The organism is Pseudomonas sp. ATCC 13867, from assembly GCF_000349845.1.
GTDB lineage: Bacteria > Pseudomonadota > Gammaproteobacteria > Pseudomonadales > Pseudomonadaceae > Pseudomonas.
Genome location: NC_020829.1, coordinates 3269732 through 3284773, shown reverse-complemented (window position 1 = coordinate 3284773; position 15042 = coordinate 3269732). Strand labels below are relative to the sequence as shown.

Below are 15042 nucleotides of genomic sequence, written 5' to 3'. Positions count from 1 at the left end.
ATGAATCCACTTCTGACCCGCCGCCGTTTCCTCGGCGCCAGCGGTGCGCTTGGCTTCGGCCTGGGCTGTGTGCCGAACTGGCTTCTGGCCGCTCCCGCCGAACTGGAAAGCGATCCTGCCGTGTTCCGGGACATCGTTCGCCAAGCCTGGATCTACGCCTACCCGATGTTGATGCATTACCAGACGATGCAGAAGCAGGCACTCGATCCACAGGGGCCGGAGTACGTCGGCGGCTTCGGCGTGTTCCGCCACTACAGCGAGCTGTTCACCCCGAAGAACCGCGACGTGGTGACGCCCAACAACGACACCCCATACTCCTGGGCCTGGCTCGACCTGCGCGCCGAGCCCTGGGTGCTCAGCGTGCCGGCGGTGGCCGACGACCGCTACTACGTGCACCAGCTGGTTGACCAGTACACCTTCAACTTCGGCTATGTCGGCGTGCTCGCCACTGGCCGCGAGGCCGGCGACTACCTGGTTGCCGGGCCCGACTGGAAGGGCGAGGCGCCGGCCGGTATCCGCCAGGTGCTGCGCAGCGGAACGCAGATCGCCATGATCCTGGGCCGCACCGGTCTGCGCAGCGCCGCCGACCTGCCGGCGGTGCGCGAGCTCCAGCAGCAATACCGGCTGCGCCCCCTGCATGCGTTCAGCGGCACTCCGGCGCCCGCTGCCGCCCCCGTCGTCAACTGGCTGCCCTGGGAAATGCCGCGTGACCTGGGCGCCGGCTTCATCCCGCACCTCAACCGGATTCTCGCCTTCTGTCCGACGGACCCGAGCGAGGTTGAGCTGCGCCAGCGTTTCGCCCGTGTCGGCATCGGCGCAGGCCTGGCGTTCGACCCGGCGGCGCTCGGCCCGGCGCAACGCCAGGCGCTGGCCGCCGGCATCCAGCAGGGCGTGGCCGAGCTGAAGGCCAAGGGCGCCACGCTGCGCTCCTCCGCCGGCCTGTTCGGCACGCGCGCTGCCATGCACAACGACTACCTGAGCCGAGCGGCCGCGGCGGCCAGCGGCATTTATGGCAACAGCGTGGAGGAGGCCATCTACCTGGGCAGCCGCTTCGACAGTGCGAAGCAGCCGCTGCAGGGTGGCCGGCGCTACCGGCTGCGCTTCGCTCCGGGGCAACTGCCGCCGGCCAGGGAGTTCTGGTCGCTGACCCTCTACGACCTGCCGGATCGCCAACTGGTGGACAACCCCATCCAGCGCTATTGCCTGAGCAGCCGCGATCCGCTGGTGCGCGATGCCGATGGCGGCGTGACGCTCTACATCCAGGCCGACGCGCCTGGCAAGGTGGAGCAGGCGAACTGGCTGCCTTCGACGCGGCAGGGGCCGTTCAACCTGATCCTGCGGATCTACGGACCGCAGCGGCAGGTGGTGAGCGGGGAGTGGACGATGCCGGGGATCGAGCGGGTCTGACTGCCGCCGGCAAGGGAATCGGGCTGTGCCAGGCACAACCCGGTCCCCGTGCCGGCATTGGCGTTTCGACCCTCAATCGGCAAGGTTCAGCGCCAAGTACAGGATGTCGCAGTTGCGCAGCCGTCCTGCCGGCACTTCAGCGAGCGGCGCCCGACGGGCGCGCCGGCGATCGTCCCGCCAGTTGGAAAGCAAGCGACTGCCAGGGGCGAAACCCATCGACTGGATGTAGCCGTTCAGTCCCCATCCACGGCTGAAAGACCTGCACGGCGTGATTTCGACGCTGTCGCTCGACTGTCTCCTACGGTGGCACAAAAAAGGCCCGCGTGTACGGGCCCTTCTCGTGGGAAGAACTAGCAGCCCTGCGGCATCTCGCCCCGCGCCAGGCGCGCGTTGATGTCTTCGATCACCGCCGGCAGCTCGGCGATGGTGTCGATCAGGTAGTGCGGGCGCGAGCCTTCGAACATCTGGCCGATACGGCGGCGTTCCTGCTCCAGCTTCTCCGCTGGCAGCGCCTTGTATTGCTCATAGGTCAGCCCCAGGGCATTGCCCGAGCAGGTCAGCGCCACGGTCCACATGCCGGCGCTGCGGCCTTCGAGGATGCCCGGCCAGGTATCGTCGACCTTCACGCAGGCCGCCACGTCGTTGATGCCCAGGGCGATCACGTTGGCCAGCGCCTGGGCCGGATGCGGGCGGCCGTTGGGCACTTCATCGGTAGCGACCACATGGTCGGCGACGTAGCCGTTGGTCTTCGCCAGGGCCACGACCTTCTCCATCACCACCGCCGGATAGCCGGAGCAGGAGCCGATCTTCAGCCCTTGCTTGCGCAGTGCGGCGATGGCGTCCAGCGCGCCGGGAATCAGCGCCGAGTGCTCGGCGATCTTCTCGATCTGCAGCGGCATGAAGCGCTCGTAGATGGCGGTGACGTCGTCGTCGCTCGGCACGCGGCCGAACTTGGCCTTGTAGCGCTCGCCGATGGCGGGAATGTCGCACAGGGTGCGGATGTGGTCCCACTTGCCCATGCCCATCGGGCCACGGGCCTCTTCCAGGCTGACCTGGATGCCGAACTTGGCGAAGGCTTCGACGAAGATCTGCGTCGGCGCGAAGGAGCCGAAGTCGACCACGGTGCCGGCCCAGTCGAGGATGGCGGCTTGCAGTTGCTTGGGTTGCTGGTAGTGCATGGTGATGCTCCTGTGAGGGGATTCTTGAGAATGAGCGCGGCCCGCCCGGCGTCGTGGCAGGCTCGCGATGTCAGGGGTTGTTCGAGTTGACGATCAGGCCGTGGAGTCGAACAGCTCGGCGATGATCGGCCGCTTGCGGCGGATGCCCAGGCAGCACAGGTAGTAGCTGATGTGGAACGGGTCCTCGGCGAAGGCGATGGAGCGCGTGCCCGGCCGGTCGGCGTACTCCACCGCCGAGACGAAGCCCACGCCGATGCCGTGTACCACCGCATGTACGATCGCCTCGCGGCTGTTCAGCTGCATCGCGCAGTCCAGTTCCACGCCGTGCTGGCGACAGCCTTCCTCCACCAGCTGACGGGTACGCGAGGCCGGCTCGCGCAGTACCACACGCTCCTTGGCGATCTCCTGCACGCTGACCGATTCCTGCCGTGCCCAGGGGTGGTCGTCGCGTACCACCGCGAGGATCGGGCAGGTGCGGTAGAGCTGCGTGCTCAGGCGCTGGTCGAACTCCGAGAGGGCGAGGATCGCCACGTCGATGTCGAAGTTGTACAGCCGCTCCAGGGTGCCGGCCTCGCTGGTGAAGGAGGTCTCCAGCTCGATCTCCGGGTACCGCTGCATCAGCGAGTAGGTCAGGCTCATGGCGATCGGCGGCGACACCGCGCCGAGGCGCAGCATGCCCTGTTTGCGCTGTTGGAAGCTCTGCAGCAGTTGCAAGGCTTCGTCCTCCTGGCCGAACAGGCCCTGGGTGATCGCGTAGAGCTGCTGCCCGGCCGGGCTCAGCTCGATGAAGCGGCCGCGACGATGGAACAGCTCGACTGAGAAGCGCTTCTCCAGGCCGCTGACCTGCTCGCTGATGGTCGGCTGGCCGACGCTCAGCAGCGCCGCCGCCTGGGTGAAGCTGCCGGTGCGGGCCACGGCATGAAAGGAGCGCAACCACTTGTGGTACTGGTACATGGCTTCTCTTTTTATAGGAGGCGTCTGGCTCCGGGGCTTGCCACATGGCCGTGCCCTCAGCGCCGGACGAACAGGGCGACCACCGCGCTGCACACGCAGGCCGTGGTGACCACGATGAAGATCAGTGAAGTATTGCCGGTCGTGTCCAGCATACGACCGATCAGGGGTTCGGCCAGGCCCGCGAAGAGGTAGGAGGAGAAGTTCATGATCCCGGTGGCGGTGCCGGCGCGGCGCGCGCCGACCAGGTCCGGGCAGAGCGCCCAGAAGCTCGACGCCGGGCCGTAGACGAAGAAGCCGCAGAAGAACAGCGCGAGCAGACCGACCCCGCTGTGCGCCGGCAGGCTCCACATCCACAGGCTGGTGAGGGCGCCCAGCACCATGTAGAGCATGATCGCGCGGTAGCGCTTGCTGCCGAACAGGCGGTCGGACACCCAGCCGTTGCTCAGCGCACCCACGGCCATGCCGACGGGCAGGGCGATGGTGATCCACTTCGGGTCGATGAAGCTCTGGCCCTTCTGCCAGTCGGCGCCGAGGAAGTGCACCGGCACCCAGACGATCAGCCCGTAGCGCGCGGCGTTCTGGAAGCCCAGCGACAGCGCCGCCACCAGCAGGCGCGGGTTCTTCAGCACGGCGAGGTAGCGTTGCGTCGATGTTTCTTCCTCGCCGTGGGCGGCTTCGCTGGCGCGGTCCTCGGCGTTCGCCACGCCGGTGTCGGCCAGCGGTTCGAAGCCCATGTCCTGCGGGCGCTCGCGGGCCACCAGGAAGAACACGATGCCACCAGCGAGCATCAGCAGCACCGGCAGGCGGAAGATCCAGCGCCACTCCAGGTGCAGCACGTCGATCACCACTACCGAGGTGACGTAGGACAGCACCGAGGCGCAACCGGCGGCGAACACATAGAAGCCGTAGACCTTCCCGCGCTCGGCGGCGCTCCACCAGTTCGACAGCAGGCGGCTGCCCGGCGCCCAGCCCAGGGCCTGGAAATAGCCGTTGATGCCCCACGGCAGGATCAGGCTGCCGAAGCCGCCGGCGAAGCTGGTGACCCAATTGGCTGCGCAGGATAGCGCCGCGCCCAGGCTCATGATGCGTCGCCCGCCGAATTTGTCGGCGAGGTTGCCGTTGATGGCCTGGCCGATGGCATACATCCACAGCATGGCGCTGGAGGCCCAGCCGAGGGTCTCCTTGCTCAGGCCGAACTCGGCCTGGATGCCGGGGATGGCAAAGCCGAAGGTCTGGCGCCCGGTGTAGAAGAACAGGTAGCAGAACATCGCGGCCAGCAGCATGCGCCACTGAGCAAGGCGGAATGGTGTGACGGCGGGGATGGGGCCAGACAGGGTTTGTGCACGGTTCATGGTGGTTTTCCTTCTTGTTCGCTCGCGCCGGCTAAAAGCTCGGCGTGTCGGCACTCTTTTTTGGTGCAACAGGAAAAGGCGGCCGCCGGGGCCGCCCAATGAGGGGCGGCGTCAGGCGGCTTGCGAGCCGATGAAGTTGCGTCCTCGGGCACCCTGCATGGCGAAGTTGATCATCGCTTCGGCTTCGGCGGCAGTCACGCCGTAGTCGCCGAACTCGGTCTTGACCCCGAGGCGATGGAGGAATTCACGCAGGCGCTTCTGCGCGCCGGCAAGGTCGTGGCCGAACACCCGCTGCAGGGTGCGGTCGCGGTCGGCGTCGCGGCCCCAGGCCAGGCCCAGCACCAGTGGCAGGGTGAAGGAGCAGGCGATGCCGTGGGGCAGGCCGTGGCGCAGGGTCATCTCATAGGAGATGGAGTGGGCCAGCGCGGTCTTGGTGTTGGAGAAGGCCATGCCGGCCTTCAGCGCGGCCAGGGCCATGCGCGAGCGCAGTTCGCGGTTGGAGAGGTCCTGTTGCAGGCGCGGCAGGCAGTCGAGGATGTCCTCGATGGCGGAGATGGCGAAGGTGTCGGAGATCGGGTTGGCGTTGTGGTTCCAGATCGATTCCAGCGCGTGGGACAGCGCGTCCAGCCCGGTGGAAACCGTCACCCCGGCGGGCACGCTGAGCATCAGGTCCGGGTCGATCAGCGCGACCTTGGGCCAGGTGCAGTCCAGGTGCAGGGAATACTTCTTCTGCCGCTGGGCGTCCCAGATGGTCGCCCAGGGCGTGACTTCGCTGCCGGTGCCGGCGGTGGTCGGCGCGGCGATCAGCGTCTTGCTGCGCGCCGGGGCGAAGGGCTTGCCGGCGGCCAGTAGGTCGAGCAGCTCGTCGAAGTGCCCGGAAGCGGTGCCGACGATCAGCGCCTTGGCGGTGTCGATGGCGCTGCCTCCGCCAAGGGCGAAGACGGTGCTGCAGTCCGCTGCTTCGCGCCAGAAGCGCTCGTGCACATCGCGCAGCCAGGCCACGTCGGGGTTGGGCTGCACGTCGTCGATGACGTAGGCGAGGCGCTCGCCGAGCAGGCTGCGGACACGGTCGATCAGCCCCAGTTGCGCGGCTTCGGGAAAGGTCACCAGGGCGACCTTGCCTTCGCACAGGTCGGCGATGCGGTCCAGGCTGCCGCCGCCGAAAACGGTGGCGACCGGATTGTGGAATCGGGCAGGCATGGGCAGTTCCTTGTTGTTGTTTGAACGTGCGGCCATGCTCGGGGCCTCGTCGGTTTCGTTCCAATCGATTGATCGCAGGTGGGCATCGGCCAGACCGATAACGGCGGGTGCGGGCATCTTGGGCAAACTCCAGGCGTGCGCCTGCCAAGCGTGTGCCCGGCAGGCACACGCGGCAGGAGGTTGGGGCGGAAGGGGGAGAGGTTGGGGCCCAGGCGGTCAGTGCCGTCCGTTACCCTGGATGGCGTGGCGCAGGCGGTTGGAGAGCAGGTCGGCAAGCACCACCATGACGGTGATGACGACGATGCAGGTGGCGGTCTCCTGGTACTTGAACAGCTTCAGGCTGCTGACCAGTTCGAAGCCCAGGCCGCCAGCACCGACCATGCCGAGCACGGTGGCCGAGCGCAGGTTGACCTCGAAGCGGTAGAGCACCACGGCGATCCAGGCGGTGATCACCTGCGGCAGCACGCCGAAGACGATCACCTGCAACGGCCGCGCACCGGTGGCCTGCAGCGCCTCGATCGGGCCCTGGTCGATTTCCTCGATGCTCTCGGCGAAGAACTTGCCGAGCATGCCCACGCCGTGCAGCGCCAGGGCCAGCACGCCGGGGAAGGGCCCAAGGCCCACGGCGGAGACGAACACCAGGGCGAGGATCAGTTCGTTGATGCTGCGGATCACGTTGAGCAGCTGGCGCGTGGCGAGGTACAGCCAGCGGTTGCCGTGCAGGTTGCGCGCGGCGAGAAAGCCCAGCGGCACGGCCAGCACGATGCCCAGCAGGGTGCCCCAGAGGGCGATCTGCAGGGTCTCCAGCGCCGGGCGCCAGAGGCTGGGGAGGATGCTCAGGTCCGGCGGCAGCGAGCGGCTCAGGAAGTCGCCGATCTGCGGCAGGCCGTTGGCCAGTTCGCTCCAGCTCAGTTGGGCGCCCTCGGCGCTCCAGTGCAACAGGTAGAGCACCGCCAGCACGGCGGCGCCGGTGGTCAGCCAGCCGCGCTTGGTGTGCGGCATCTCGACCATCCAGTGGTGGCTGCGCAGGTTCATGCTCCGGCTCCTGTTTCGCTGGCGTAGACCGCGCGGGCGGCCGCCTGGTAGACGGTTGCCTCGCTGCACGGGCGTTGCTGGTAGATGCGCTGCAGGGCCGCGTCGTCCAGTTGTTCGCGGCTGCCGTCGAACACCAGGCGGCCGTTGGCGAGGCCGACGATGCGGTCGCCGAACTCCCGCGCCAGGTCTACCTGGTGCAGGTTGCACACCACGGTGATGCCCAGCTTGCGGGTGGCCTCGCGCAGGTAGTGCATGACCAGATGCGCGGTCTTCGGGTCGAGGCTGGCCACCGGTTCGTCGGCGAGGATCACCTGCGGCCGCTGGGCCAGCGCACGGGCGATGCCCACGCGCTGCATCTGTCCGCCGGAGAGGGAGTCGGTGCGCGCTTCCGCCTTGTGTTCCAGCTCCACCCGGCGCAGGCATTCGCGGGCCAGGGCGACGTCATCGCGGCTGAACAGCTGCAGCACCGAGGCGAGGGTGCCGACGCAGCCCAGGCGCCCGGTGAGCACGTTCTTCAGCACCGACAGGCGCGGCACCACGTTGTGGTGCTGGAAGATCATCGCCACCCGCCGCCGCAGCTCGCGGGTATCGCGCGCCTGCATGGCGTCGACGCCGGCCACCTGCAATTCGCCGCCGTCGGCCTGGGCCAGGCGGTTCATGCAGCGCAGCAGGGTGGACTTGCCGGCGCCGGACTGACCGAGGATCACCACGAACTCGCCGGCCTCGATGCGCAGGTCGATCCCGCGCAGAACCGGGTTGTCGCCGTAGCCCTTGGTTAGTTGGGCGACGCGGATCATTTCAGGCTCCGCAGGTCGAGGTCGAGCACCTTGGCGGTGTCGCGCACGACGTTGTAGGCGGCGTCGTTGGTGGGCTGGAAGCCATTCAGCTGGCCCTGGTCGCCCCACGGCACGTCCTTGATCGAGGCGAACGCGGCAACCAGTTTCTGCTGCAGTTCCGGGTCGAGGTTCTTGCGCCAGACCATGGGCGATTCGGGGATGTCGTCGGACTTCCACACCACCTGGATGTCGTCCTGCTTGACCTGCCCCGAGCTGATCGCGCCGGCAAGAATGCGGTCGGCCACGGCGGCGGCGTCCACCTTGCGGTTCGCCACGGCGAGGATGCTGGCGTCGTGGGAGCCGGAGAAGATCACCCGCGAGAACAGCGCCTTTGGGTCATGGCCGGACTGCTCCAGGCCGGCCTTGGGGAACAGGTGGCCGGAGGCGGAACTGGGGTCGACGAAGGCGAAGGTGTGGCCCTTGAGGTCGTCCAGGCTGCGGATGCCGCTGTCCTGACGGGCGATGATCAGGCTGTGGTAGGCGCTGGTGCCGGTCTTCCTGGTCACCGCCACGGCGAAGGCGTCGGCGCCGGCGACCTGATGCGCCAGCACGTAGGAGAACGGGCCGAGATAGGCGACGTCGAGCTTGCCGGCGCGCAGCGCTTCGATCACGCCGTTGTAGTCGGTGGCCACGAAGGGCTTCACCGGCATCCCCAGGCGTTCCTGCAACTGGTCGAGGACCAGCTGGCTGCTCTTGATCATGGCCTGGGAATCCTCGGAGGGAATCAGGCCGACGGTGAGGGCGTCCTGCGCCTGGGCAGTGGAAGCCAAGGCGGAGGCGAAGGCGAGCGGCAGCACGGCGAAGCGGAACAGTCTGGTCAGCGAAGTCATGGCGTTACCCGGAGGTTGTGTTCGGTAGCGCCAAAGCTAGGGCTGTCATGTGACAGTCACGCCATCAAATCAATATGGGTTCGAGCACAAATCCATTGATAGGAGCTATGGATGTCCACCGCCCGCCTGCGCACCTTCCTCGCCGTGGCCCGCCACGCCAGCTTCAGCGCCGGAGCCAGGGCCATCGGCCTCAGCCAGCCGACCGCGACCACGCAGATCCAGGGCCTGGAGCGCGAGTTCAACGTCGAGCTGTTCCACCGCCGTGGCCGGCGCATCGAGTTGACCGCGGTGGGCCGCGCGCTGCTGCCGATCGCCCAGCAGATGTCGATGCTCGAATCGGAGGCGACCAACCTGCTGCGCGATTCCGGCCAGCTCAACCGCGGGCAGCTGAAGGTCGGCGCGGTGGGGCCGTTCCATGTGATCGAGATGGTCGACCTGTACCGCCGCGATTACCCGCAGATCGACGTGTCGATCCGCATCGGCAACTCCGCCTTGGTGCTCGCCGACCTGGAAAACTATGTCACCGACGTCGGTGTGCTCGCCGGGCTGCATGACGATCCGGCGTTCGTCGCGCAGTTGTATGCGCGCCATCCGGTGATCCTCTTCGCCCACATCGACCACCCGTTCGCGCGTAACGAGGAGGTACCCCTGCAAGCCTTGCAGGGCCAGCCGCTGCTGCGTCGAGAGCAGGGCTCGACCACCCGCGTGGCGCTGGAGCGCACGCTGGACAAGGCCGACGTGACGCCGCGCATCGCCATGGAGATAGGCAGCCGCGAAGCCCTGCGAGAGGCGGCGATCCGCGGCATCGGCATTGGCGTGGTGTCCGAGGCGGAGTACATCGCCGACCCGCGGCTGAAGGCCATCCGCATCAGTGGCGACCCGGTGTGTACCGAGACCTACCTGTACTACCTCGCCGAGCGCCGCAGCAGCCAGGTGATCGCCTCCTTCCTGCGCTCTCTCGCGCAATAGCACAGCGGCCGGCGTCGGCGTAAGGCTTGTCCTGCGGGGCGGGGCGCGGGTTATCCTGCGGCCCCCGTCGTTGTCACGAGGCTGTCATGTCGTCCGCTTCCGCGCCTGCCCTGCAGCGAGCCGACCGAGATTCGCGCAACTCCGCCCAGGTGCTCAGCCTGTGCCTGCCCAGCGACGTGCTGCTGTACCTGCTGCTGCCGATGTACGCCGCCGATTTCGGCGTAACCCTGGTGGAAGCGGGCATCCTGCTGGCGGCCAACCGGCTGGTGCGTATCGTCGGCTACGGCTGGGTGGTGCGCTTCTACGGCCGCCACGGCGACCGCGCCGCGTGCAGCCTTGCGGCCTTCGCGGCAGCGGCCTGTGCGCTGGGCAACGCGACCCTGTCCGGCTTCGCCGTGCTGCTGGTCCTGAGGCTGGTCTGGGGCCTGTGCTTCGCCACGTTCAACCTCAGCACCCAGACCCTCGCCACCGCTGAAGCACAGGGCGCCGCACGTCGCGCCGGGCGCTCGCGGGCGACCCTCTCCATCGGGCCGATGCTGTTCCTCCCGCTGGGCGCGTTGATGGCCCAGGCGCTGGGCCCGCGCAGCATCTTCTTCGTCCTCTGCGTCAGCGCCCTGTGCGGCCTCTGGCGCGCCCGCGCGCTGCCCGACAGGGGGCACGACATCCCTGCCAATAGCGGCCGCCGCCTGCGTCTGCCGGACAGCATCGCCACCTGGTCCTTCATCGAAGGCGTGACCCTCGACGGCCTGTTCGTCTTCGGCCTGTCGCTCTACGCGCAGACTCACCTGGGCGGCACCGGCGTGCTGGTGGCGGGCGTGCTGATGGCGGTGCGCTATCTCAGCGAGATGCTCTTCAGCCCCTTCGGCGGGCGCCTGGCCGATCGCTTCGGCGCGCTGCGCATGCTGGTCGTGCTGTCACTGGCCACCTCGCTGGCGCTGCTGATGTTCGGCAGCTACTGGCTGTTCGTCGGCGCCTTCTTCGTGCTGGTGCTGCGCGCGTTGCAACTGCCGCTGGTGGTGACGCTGGTGGCGCAGCGCAACCCGCAGGCGCGTATCCAGGCGCTGGCGGGCAACGCGGTGTGGCGCGACATCGGGGCGGGGCTCGGGCCGATCCTGGCGGGCGTGCTGCTGCCGCAGGTGCCGGCACTCTGGGCCTACGCCGGCGCGGCACTGGTACTGGCGCTCAGCGCACTGGGGTGTGCCTGGCGGCGTTGAATGCGCGGATTGTTCAAGCGCGACTGACGGCGCTGCGACGAAACTGGCGGCTCTTCCTGCACTGGAGCTGCACCATGCGACACCTCTACGCCCCCGCGTTCTTCTTCGGCTTCATCGGCCTGGCGCTGTACCTGGTCGGTGCGGACGTATCGCTGATCTGCCTGCCGGCGCTGTTGCCCCTGGCGGTCCTGCTGGCCTTCCTGGCCGAACGGCTCTGGCCCTATCGAGCGGGCTGGAACGAGAACCACGGAGATGGCGCCCGCGACCTGCTCCACGCGCTGGTCAACGAGACGTTGAATGCTCTGGGGATTGCGACGATTCCGCTGGTGGCCTTGTGGCTGCCGCATTTCGAACTGTGGCCAACGGATTGGCCGCTGGGGCTGCAACTGCTGGTGGCGCTGCTGATCGCTGATCTCGGCGTGACGCTGGTGCATTACGCCAGCCACCGTTCGCCGCTGTTGTGGCGCTTGCATGCGGTGCACCACGGCGTCACCCGCATGTATGGCTTCAACGGGCTGATGAAGCATCCGCTGCACCAGATGCTCGAAGCCCTCGGCGGCACGCTGCCGCTGCTGTTGCTGGGTATTCCGCTGGAAGTTGCGGCGCTGCTGGCGTTCGCCATCGCCATCCAGTTGCTGCTGCAGCACAGCAATGTGGACATGCGCATCGGCGCACTGCGCCACCTGTTCGCCTGGGCGCCGCTGCATCGCCTGCACCACCTGAAATACGGCACGGCGGGGGATGTGAACTTCGCGCTGTTCTTCAGCTTCTGGGATCGCCTGCTGGGCACGGCGCTGCACCTGCCGGACTACGCGCTGGCGGAAGATGACCTGGGCATCGGCGACCGCCCCGACTACCCGGTGGCGTACTTCGATCAGTTGGCCGAGCCGTTCCGTCGTGTCGAGGTGGCTTATCCGCCAGCGCCGTTGCCGGTAGCGCTGCGGCGTGCGGGAATCGGTACGCGCTGACAGGAAGGTTCGCGAGCAAGCTCGCTCCTGCAGGTCAGCTCCGTCGTGACCGCTGGCGTAAGAGCGGACCTTGTCCGCGAAACTCATCGCCCCGGCAGACGTGGATCGACAGAGGTGTCGTGTTAATCGAGCAGGCGCAGCTTCAACTGGCGTAGCGTCAGGTCGGCACGGATGCCGAACTGACTGCGCACGCTGCGGGAGAAGTGCGCGGAATCGGCGAAGCCCGCCGCGATGGCGGCACTGGTCAGGCTGTCGCCCGTCATGGCCAGCCACAGCGCCTGACGCAGCCGTTGCCAGAGCACCAGCCGGCGCACCGACAGGCCCAGCGTGCCGCTGAACAGCCGTTCCAGCTGGCTCAGCGAGAGCGAGGCTTCCTCGGCGAGCGCCTGGGCGGGCAGCGCGCCGTCGCCCAGCGCGCGGATGCGTTGCAGGGCTTTCTCCAGGCGCGGGTCGAGCTGCCGGCGCGGCAGTTCGCGCAGAGCTGATGCGAGCCCTTGCAGGTCGGGCCCGATCAGCCGGCAGAGTCGTTCAAGATCGGCCAGTTCGAAGGCCAGCGGCTCGGCGAACAGGGTGACGGCGCTCTGGTCCCTGTCGAGGATCGCGTGGCGCTGGTTGGAGGCGATCACCAGCAGCGCAGCCCGCTGCGGCTGCTCGTCGATCAGCGCCGTGACCTCGCCCTCGCGGGCCATCAGCAACTGGTGCGCGTAGTGGGCGTGGGCGCGCGCGTGGCCGGTGGTGCCGGCGACGAGGCAGAAGTCCGCGCCGAGCCACAGTTCGCCCTGCCAGGCCTGCTCAGTCGTCTGCATGGCGCGCCAGCCACTCTTCCCGGGTAAGCTCCCAGGTTTCCCGTGGCAGCACGCCGCTGACGAAGTGACCTTGGTCGCGGCCCACCAGACGCATGCCCTCGCGTTCTGAGATACGCCGCGAACCTTCGTTGGGGGCGGCCTTGGGCACCTGCATCAGCGGCCGGCCCAGGGTCTGGAACCAGAAGCGGTTGATCGCCTCGCAGGCCTCGCTCATGTAGCCGCGGCCCTGCCAGGCGGGCGCCAGCCAGAAGCCGCGGTGACCGCCCGGCTGATCGAACAGCGAGATGCTGCCGATGGCATCCTCCGGCTCGCCGGCGAGGCGGATCATCCAGTGCCATTCCTCGCCACGGGTCATGGCCGGCAGCACCACGTCGCGCACATAGACCAGCGCACCGTCGGTCGGGTAGGGCCAGGGCACGCGGCGATCCAGGTAGCGCACCACTTCCCAGTGCGGGAACAGACGCTGGATGGCCTCGGCGTCGGCCAGTCGTATTGGCGTAAGCAGCAAACGCGCGGTATGCAGGGTGGGCGGGCCTGGGCATTCCATGACGGGTTCCTCGGTGCGTCGTGGACAGTCTGCCGTTTCCCGGCGGCTGCTGGCCAGCGTTGGCAAACCTGTGGCCTGGTAGAGATGCTTTCTCCTGGCGCAGCTGGAACGTCGGATGGGCGAGTGGCCGGCGTTTCCCACGTGCGCTCCCGGCGAATGGCCCCTCGATCCGGGCCTTGAACACTTCGCTGGTAGCCCCGAGCTGTAACGCGCCGAAGGGCGTACGAAATAAACGCCGGCGGCGGCGCGGAACGTGGGCAATCGCCAGGGCTCGGCCTGGCGATTGCGTTCATCGATCAGATGCCGCTGGCCTCCGACAGCGACCGGCCCTTGGTTTCTGGCGCCAGCATGAACGAGATGATGAAGCCCACGGCGGTCATGCCCGCCATGATCAGCATGGTTGCGCCGTCACCGTAGTGCTCGAGAGACAGCGGCAGCAGGAAGGTACCCAGGGCGGCTCCGATACGGCTGACGGCGGTGATGACGCCCATCGCGGTAGCGCGGATATCGGTGGGGAAGAGCTCGTTCGGATAGGACCATTCGAGGATGTTCGGTCCGCCGGACGCGACCGCGTACAGGCAGAACCAGAAGATGATCAGCGCGACCGGCGCATTGGGCGCGATTCCCAGGGCCAGGAACGGCAGGATCATCAGGGCGAAGGACCACAGCAGCAGGGGGCGGCGTCCGACCGTCTCGGAGAGTCGCAGCGCCGGCAGGCAGCCGAGCAGGAACAGCAGGCTGATCAGTGCATAGCCGATGTTGCTCAGGTTGCCTTCGTTCAGGCCGAACGCCGACAGCATGACGGGGCCGAAGGTATAGATCGCGAAGACCGGGGTGACGGCGCAGAGGTAGAACATGCCGCAGAAGAAGGTGCGCTTGAGGTATTCGCCTTGAAGCAGCGCCGAGTAGCCGAGGCGCTGGGGACGGATCGACTCGGCCTCGCGAATGGACGAGAGGTCCGCATCCTGGCCATAGATCTTCCGCACCACCGCCTCGGCTTCCTCGATGCGTCCCTTCGAAATCAGCCAGCGCGGCGATTCGGGGGTACCGATACGCATGAGCAGGATGATCAGGCCCGGTACGCCGGAGCTGGCGAGCATCCAGCGCCAGGAGTCTTCGCCGAGGAACTCGACCATCGCGAAGCCCAGGAATGTCGCGACCGTCGCACCGAGGAACCAAGCCACCACCAGGGAGCCGAGCATCGCTGCCCGCCGCTTGGTCGGGAGCCATTCCGCGAGCAGGGAGGTCGCGATGGGGTAGTCCGCGCCGATGGCGACACCAATCAGGAAGCGCAGCAGGATGATCTGCCAGACGCTGTCGACGAAGGCGCAGAGAACGGAACCGACCACCAGCACGATGAGATCGATGGTGTACATGAGCTGGCGGCCGATGACGTCGGTCATGCGCCCGAATATCAGCCCGCCGAAGAAGATGCCGATGAGCGCCGCGGCGCCCGCCAGACTCAGATCCGTACCCGACAGCCCGAGTGCGGGGGTCATGCCGATCAGCGCAACACCAATGATGCTCAGCAACCAGCCATCGAGGAAGGGGCCGCCGGCGGACTGCAACAGCAGGCGCCAGTGGAAGAACGTCATCGGGCTGTCGTCAATAATCGAAGAACCATGACTGACGTTGCTTGAACGATTCACGAGCGTTGCCGTATCGGATCCAGTGATCACAGTCATTACATATACCCCGTTCTAATTGTTTTCTTTCGTGGGTGCGTCGAGGGGCTTCGAGTCGGAC

The 15042-nt window shown here is 67.5% G+C and carries 14 protein-coding genes; 4 read left to right on the top strand and 10 right to left on the bottom strand.

Annotated elements, in window-relative coordinates; all coding sequences use genetic code 11:
* Complete coding sequence (locus H681_RS14590; protein ID WP_015477641.1) at positions 1-1407, top strand: DUF1254 domain-containing protein; 1407 nt, start codon at positions 1-3, stop codon at positions 1405-1407.
* Between the two features lie 350 nt (positions 1408-1757).
* On the opposite strand, the gene phnX is transcribed toward H681_RS14590, so the two are convergent.
* The 7 genes from phnX to phnD all read right to left on the bottom strand — a co-directional run bounded on the left by phnX (position 1758) and on the right by phnD (position 8792).
* A complete protein-coding gene (gene phnX / locus H681_RS14585) occupies positions 1758-2585 on the bottom strand; it encodes a phosphonoacetaldehyde hydrolase (RefSeq protein WP_015477640.1) in 828 nt (275 codons plus the stop codon).
* A 93-nt stretch (positions 2586-2678) separates the two neighbouring features.
* Complete coding sequence (locus H681_RS14580; RefSeq protein WP_015477639.1) at positions 2679-3539, bottom strand: LysR substrate-binding domain-containing protein; 861 nt, start codon at positions 3537-3539, stop codon at positions 2679-2681.
* 56 nt (positions 3540-3595) lie between these two features.
* Positions 3596-4891: an MFS transporter gene (locus H681_RS14575; protein ID WP_015477638.1), complete on the bottom strand. Its 1296-nt coding sequence runs from the start codon at positions 4889-4891 to the stop codon at positions 3596-3598.
* A 111-nt stretch (positions 4892-5002) separates the two neighbouring features.
* Complete coding sequence (gene psrA / locus H681_RS14570) at positions 5003-6091, bottom strand: iron-containing alcohol dehydrogenase PsrA (protein ID WP_041712625.1); 1089 nt, start codon at positions 6089-6091, stop codon at positions 5003-5005.
* A 216-nt stretch (positions 6092-6307) separates the two neighbouring features.
* Positions 6308-7126, bottom strand: coding sequence for a phosphonate ABC transporter, permease protein PhnE (phnE, locus tag H681_RS14565; protein ID WP_015477636.1), 819 nt, complete (start codon positions 7124-7126; stop codon positions 6308-6310).
* The gene (gene phnC, locus H681_RS14560) at positions 7123-7923 is read right to left on the bottom strand and encodes a phosphonate ABC transporter ATP-binding protein (protein ID WP_015477635.1); all 801 of its coding nucleotides are present in this window, start codon (positions 7921-7923) and stop codon (positions 7123-7125) included. The genes phnE and phnC overlap by 4 nt, the downstream gene beginning before the upstream one ends.
* The gene (phnD, locus tag H681_RS14555; protein WP_015477634.1) at positions 7920-8792 is read right to left on the bottom strand and encodes a phosphonate ABC transporter substrate-binding protein; all 873 of its coding nucleotides are present in this window, start codon (positions 8790-8792) and stop codon (positions 7920-7922) included. Before phnD ends, phnC begins: the two co-directional genes overlap by 4 nt.
* 111 nt (positions 8793-8903) lie before the next feature.
* On the opposite strand from phnD, the gene H681_RS14550 reads away from it, so the two are divergent.
* The 3 genes from H681_RS14550 (at position 8904) to H681_RS14540 (ending at position 11943) form a co-directional block, all read left to right on the top strand.
* Positions 8904-9761: a LysR substrate-binding domain-containing protein gene (locus tag H681_RS14550; protein WP_015477633.1), complete on the top strand. Its 858-nt coding sequence runs from the start codon at positions 8904-8906 to the stop codon at positions 9759-9761.
* A gap of 86 nt (positions 9762-9847) precedes the next feature.
* A complete protein-coding gene (locus H681_RS14545) occupies positions 9848-10975 on the top strand; it encodes an MFS transporter (protein ID WP_015477632.1) in 1128 nt (375 codons plus the stop codon).
* Between the two features lie 74 nt (positions 10976-11049).
* The gene (locus H681_RS14540; protein ID WP_015477631.1) at positions 11050-11943 is read left to right on the top strand and encodes a sterol desaturase family protein; all 894 of its coding nucleotides are present in this window, start codon (positions 11050-11052) and stop codon (positions 11941-11943) included.
* A gap of 122 nt (positions 11944-12065) precedes the next feature.
* Here the strand turns inward: H681_RS14540 and H681_RS14535 are convergent, their stop codons facing one another.
* From H681_RS14535 to H681_RS14525, 3 genes are all read right to left on the bottom strand, one after another.
* Entirely contained in the window at positions 12066-12749 is a 684-nt protein-coding gene (locus H681_RS14535; RefSeq protein WP_015477630.1) for a helix-turn-helix domain-containing protein, read from the bottom strand.
* A complete protein-coding gene (locus H681_RS14530; protein ID WP_015477629.1) occupies positions 12736-13296 on the bottom strand; it encodes a GNAT family N-acetyltransferase in 561 nt (186 codons plus the stop codon). Before H681_RS14530 ends, H681_RS14535 begins: the two co-directional genes overlap by 14 nt.
* 296 nt (positions 13297-13592) lie before the next feature.
* A complete protein-coding gene (locus tag H681_RS14525) occupies positions 13593-14981 on the bottom strand; it encodes an MFS transporter (RefSeq protein WP_236620480.1) in 1389 nt (462 codons plus the stop codon).
* Positions 14982-15042 lie beyond the last annotated feature (61 nt).